The 3,892-nt window shown below is 67.7% G+C and carries 3 protein-coding genes; 1 reads left to right on the top strand and 2 read right to left on the bottom strand.

The window, feature by feature from the left end; all coding sequences use genetic code 11:
• Positions 1-236 precede the first annotated feature (236 nt).
• Both ABZZ22_RS26835 and ABZZ22_RS26830 read right to left on the bottom strand, forming a co-directional pair.
• On the bottom strand, positions 237-1,208 hold the full coding sequence (locus ABZZ22_RS26835; protein ID WP_354938572.1) for a GNAT family N-acetyltransferase: 972 nt from the start codon (positions 1,206-1,208) through the stop codon (positions 237-239).
• Positions 1,209-1,249: 41 nt separating this feature from the next.
• The gene (locus ABZZ22_RS26830) at positions 1,250-2,293 is read right to left on the bottom strand and encodes a LacI family DNA-binding transcriptional regulator (RefSeq protein WP_354938569.1); all 1,044 of its coding nucleotides are present in this window, start codon (positions 2,291-2,293) and stop codon (positions 1,250-1,252) included.
• A gap of 154 nt (positions 2,294-2,447) precedes the next feature.
• On the opposite strand from ABZZ22_RS26830, the gene ABZZ22_RS26825 reads away from it, so the two are divergent.
• Positions 2,448-3,716 (top strand): extracellular solute-binding protein, encoded by a 1,269-nt coding sequence (locus tag ABZZ22_RS26825; RefSeq protein WP_354938566.1) that lies wholly within the window; start codon positions 2,448-2,450, stop codon positions 3,714-3,716.
• Positions 3,717-3,892: the final 176 nt, after the last annotated feature.

Here is a 3,892-nt window from a genome sequence, read left to right as displayed (position 1 = left end):
GCCGCTGCCTCAAGCGCTACATCACCCGCGAGCTCTACCGCCAACTCGAGCACCCACAAACCCTTGACAGGACATAGGAGCGTCGCGGCGGCTGAGCGAGAAACACTCGAGGAAGGGTCGGCGGCGAACCCTGAAACGAAGAAACGGTCGCTAAGCGAGGTTCCTCATGGGCAGGTCTCGACAAGCTCGACCACCGGAGTGACTGTGTAGGTCTCGACAAGCGAAACAACGGGGCCTCAGCCCTCCCGAACCATCCACCGCTCAGGCGAAGCCAACGGCTCCCAGCCGTACTTCGCATACAACCCATGAGCATCCTCGGTAGCAAGCAGCACACGACGAATGCGATAAGGCTCCAGATCCGCGACGATGCCCGACATCAAGAGCTCACCGATCCCCCGCCCACGCACCCCAGGATCGACGACCACGTCGCACAACCACGCGAAGGCCGCGAAGTCGCTGACCACGCGCCCGAAGGCAACCTGGTTGCCCGCCACGTCGTAGACGCCGTAGCAGCGCGACCCCTTGTTGGCCGCGTCCTGGACCTCCCGGGTCCGGTCGCTCGCCCAGTAGGTCTGCGCGAGCATCCGGTGGACCCAGTCCGGGTCGATGCGGCTCTGGTCGGCCGAGAAGGAGTACGCCGCAGGCGCCTCGGACGAAGCCGGCTCAGCGCTCAGCAGGCCGAGCAGGTCATCCGGCTCGGGCGCGGGCCGCGCACTCTGAGGAGCGACGGCCGGGACCTCGACGGCTCCCGCGAACCCCGGGCCGGGGTTCGGCGTACGCCCTGCCTGATAGGCCAGCGCGGCACCGTTGGCGAGCTTGTCGGCAGCCTCGTTGAGCGGGTGTCCGGAGTGACCCTTGATCCACTCGAAACGTACGTCGCGCCCCTGCATCGCCGCGTCGAGGTCCTTCATGATCTCGACGTTGAGCACGGGCTTGCCGTCGGCCTTCTTCCAGCCCTTGCGCTTCCAGCCGGCCATCCACTTGGTCACCGAGTTGATGACGTACTTCGAGTCGCAGTAGACCAGCAGGGGCTCGCCGGTGTGCGCCGTCTGCCGCAACAGGTCGAGCACGGCGGTCAGCTCGCCCTGGTTGTTGGTCCCGTGCGGCCAGCCGCCACAAGCCCAGGTGGACTCGTCCACGTACCAACCCCACCCCGCGGGCCCCGGGTTCCCGAGCGCCGACCCATCAGCAGCAGCCACAATCGTCACGCGCCCATCCTGCCAGCCCCCCGCCCCCACTCCCCGACGGGTCAGGGAGTGACGCGTGGCCCGGAGGCGGTCGAGCCGCGAACCACCAGCTCGGGATGGAAGACGAACTCGGAATGAGGGGCGCCGGTGCCGGCGATCTCGTCGAGGATGGCTCGGACGGCGGCCTGGCCCATCGCATGGACGGGCTTGCGGACGGTGGTCAGCGGCGGGTCGGTGAAGGCGATGAGCTGGGAGTCGTCGTAGCCGACGACGGAGACGTCCTCGGGGACCCGCAGGCCGCGCGAGCGGGCGGCGCGGATGGCGCCCAGCGCCATCATGTCGCTGGCGCAGACGATCGCGGTGAAGCCGTCGTCGAGGAGCTCGGAGGCCGCGGCCTGGCCGCCTTCGAGGGTGAACAGCGAGTGCCGGATGAAGCCCTTCTCGACCTCGTCGGCGCTCAAGCCGAAGCGGTCGGCCATGGTCGCCACGAAGCCCTCGATCTTACGCTGGACCGGTACGAAGCGGCCGGGGCCGACCGCCAGGCCGATCTTGGTGTGCCCGAGCGTGGCGAGATGCGTGACCGCGAGCTGCATCGCCTCACGATCGTCGGGAGAGATGAACGGCGCCTTGATGTCGGGGGTGTAGCCGTCGAGAAGAACGTACGGAACCCCCTGGGCGCGCAGCTTGTCGTAGCGCGTCATGTCGGCGGTGGTGTCCGCGTGAAGGCCGGAGACGAAGATGATCCCGGTGACGCCGCGGTCGACGAGCATCTCGGTGAGCTCGTCCTCGGTCGAGCCGCCGGGGGTCTGCGTCGCGAGCACCGGGGTGTAGCCCTGCCGGGTCAGCCCCTGGGCGATGACCTGCGCGAGCGCCGGGAAGATCGGGTTGTCGAGCTCGGGCGTGATCAGCCCGACGAGGCCCTCGCTACGCTGACGCAGCTTGACCGGGCGCTCGTACCCATGGACGTCGATCGCCGCCAGCACCGCCTCTCGCGTCGCCGCGGCGACGCCTGGCTTGCCGTTGAGCACGCGGCTGACCGTGGCCTCGCTCACGCCCGCATGGGCCGCGATGTCGGCAAGACGGGCGGAGGCTGGTGTTATGGGCACGGTCACATCATGCCCTCTACCCACACGTCCTGCAAGAAGTTTCAGCAAGTTTGCAATTTTTGCTGAAAGCCTCTTACATTCTTCTCGACGCGGGGTTACCTTCGTCACACCCCGGGCGGCTTCCTCGCCCGGCACCATCTTCGAAGGAGAACTCATGCGACGTGGCATCGTGGCCACCGCAGTGGCGGCATCGCTCGCCCTGGCGGCATCGGCATGTGGCGGTAGCAGCGGCGAGAGCAGCGACGGTCCTGTCACCATCACCTGGTGGGACACCTCGAACGCGACCAACGAGGGCCCGACGTACCAGGCTCTCGTCAAGGAATTCGAGAAGGCCAACAAGGACATCAAGGTCAAGTACGTCAACGTGCCGTTCGACCAGGCACAGAACAAGTTCGACACCGCGGCCGGCGCCAGCGGCGCTCCCGACGTCCTGCGTGCCGAGGTCGGATGGACCCCGGCGTTCGCGCAGAAGGGCTTCCTCGCTCCCCTCGACGACACCGAGGCGCTGGAGGAGAAGGACGCCTTCCAGCCCAACCTGATCAAGCAGGCCGAGTTCGACGGCAAGACCTACGGCGTCCCGTTCGTCACCGACACCCTCGCACTGGTCTACAACAAGGCGCTCTTCGAGAAGGCCGGCATCGCCGAGGCCCCCAAGACCTGGGAGGACCTCAGGAAGGCCGCTGCGACGATCAAGTCGAAGACCGGCGTCGACGGCTACTGGGGCTCCACCTCCGCCTACTACGCGCAGCCGTTCCTCTACGGCGAGGGCACCGACACGGTCGACGCCGAGGCGAAGAAGATCACCATCTCCTCGCCGGAGGCCAAGAAGGGCCTGACCACCTGGCAGGGCCTCTTCGACGGCGAGGGCCTGCACAAGGCGGACACCACCGCCGACGCGTACGCCCACATCCAGGACGCCTTCGTCAACGGCAAGGTCGCCGCGATCATCCAGGGGCCCTGGGAGATCACGAACTTCTACAAGGGCTCGGCGTTCGCCGACAAGTTCAACCTCGGCATCGCGACCGTCCCGGCCGGCTCGACCGGCGAGGCAGGCGCCCCGACCGGCGGTCACAACCTGTCGATCTACGCCGGCTCTGACGAGGCGCACCAGGAGGCCTCGGCGAAGTTCGTGAAGTTCATGACCTCGGCCGAGACCCAGGCCCAGATCGCGCTGAAGAACTCCACGCTCCCGACCCGCGACGACGCCTACACCGACGAGGTCAAGGCCGACCCGGGCATCGCCGGCTTCCAGACCGTGCTCCCGGCCGCCCAGCCGCGACCGGAGCTGCCCGAGTACTCCTCGCTGTGGGGCCCGATGGACCAGGAGCTCCCGAAGGTCGCCTCCGGCGCCGAGACCCTCGACAAGGGGCTGGCCACGCTGGACACGGCGTTCGCCGATCTGCTGCCCGAGTTCTCGAAGTGACCCAGTTCCACCTGAGCCAGGAAGACCACGTCGTCCGATGACTCTGACAGCACCAGCGCCCGCCGCCGAGACCCCGCGGTCCTCTCCCGAGCTGGTCGGCGAACCCGTGGACGTCGTCGTCGGCGACCTGTCCTTCATCTCACTCGAGCTCGTCCTCGACGCGCTGATCCGAGTCA

Origin of the sequence: Nocardioides sp. NPDC006273 (assembly GCF_040613495.1) — a bacterium.
Classification (GTDB): domain Bacteria; phylum Actinomycetota; class Actinomycetes; order Propionibacteriales; family Nocardioidaceae; genus Nocardioides.
The sequence above is the reverse complement of the archived record's forward strand: the minus strand, read 5'-3'. Positions and strand labels throughout refer to the sequence as shown.

Excerpts from the sequence above, each read along its gene's own strand:
- ABZZ22_RS26825 (WP_354938566.1), top strand. The coding sequence starts at position 2,448 with ATGCGACGTGGCATCGTGGCCACCGCAGTGGCGGCATCGCTCGCCCTG.